This window comes from Nonomuraea sp. KM88 (assembly GCF_052245635.1).
In the GTDB taxonomy this organism is placed as follows: domain Bacteria; phylum Actinomycetota; class Actinomycetes; order Streptosporangiales; family Streptosporangiaceae; genus Nonomuraea.
In genome coordinates this window covers 1-966 of sequence record NZ_JBQQCC010000074.1, presented here as the reverse complement: position 1 = coordinate 966, position 966 = coordinate 1, and the positions used below count along the sequence as shown (strand labels likewise).

General features: G+C 68.1%; 1 pseudogene. It reads right to left on the bottom strand.

From position 1 onward, the window contains the following. Positions 1-966: pseudogene (locus ACTWPV_RS49715) on the bottom strand (DNA-directed RNA polymerase subunit beta); the annotation flags it as partial.

Below are 966 nucleotides of genomic sequence, written 5' to 3'. Positions count from 1 at the left end.
CGCCACCAGGAGGTTCTTGCCGAGCGCCATCTCACCCTGGTCGGTGCACGGCCCGTCGGCGATCACCTGGTTGACCTCGACCCGGTCGCCCTCGGCGACGATGGGCTTCTGGTTGAACGAGGTGCCCATGTTGGAGCGCCTGAACTTCGCCACGCGGTACGTCGTCTGCGTGCCGTCGTCGTTGAGCACCGTGACGTAGTCGGCCGAGACCTCCTCGACCACGCCCGCCTTCTCGGCGCTGACCATGTCGCCCGTGTCGGTGGCGGCGCGGTATTCCATGCCGGTGCCGACCAGCGGCGCCTCGCTCTTGAGCAGCGGCACCGACTGGCGCATCATGTTGGCGCCCATCAACGCCCGGTTGGCGTCGTCGTGCTCGAGGAAGGGGATCATCGCCGTGGCCACCGACACCATCTGGCGCGGCGACACGTCGATGTAGTCGACCTCCCCGGCACGGGCGAGCTCGGTCTCGCCGCCCTTGGTGCGCACGAGGACGCGAGCCTCGGCGAATGACCCGTCGGGGTTGAGCACCGTGTTGGCCTGCGCCTTGACGAAACGGTCTTCCTCGTCGGCGGTGAGGTAGTCGATCTGGTCGGTGACCTTGCCGTCGACCACCTTGCGGTAAGGGGTCTCGACGAAGCCGAAGGCGTTCAGCCGGGCGTAGGAGGCCAGCGACCCGATCAGGCCGATGTTCGGCCCCTCCGGGGTCTCGATCGGGCACATCCGGCCGTAGTGGGACGGGTGCACGTCACGGACCTCGAAGCCGGCCCGCTCACGCGACAGACCACCGGGGCCCAGCGCGTTCAGGCGCCGCTTGTGCGTCAGCCCGGCCAGCGGGTTGATCTGGTCCATGAACTGCGACAGCTGCGAGGTGCCGAAGAACTCCTTGATGGAGGCGACCACCGGGCGGATGTTGATCAGGGTCTGCGGCGTGATCGCCTCGACGTCCTGCGTGGTCATCCGCTCGCG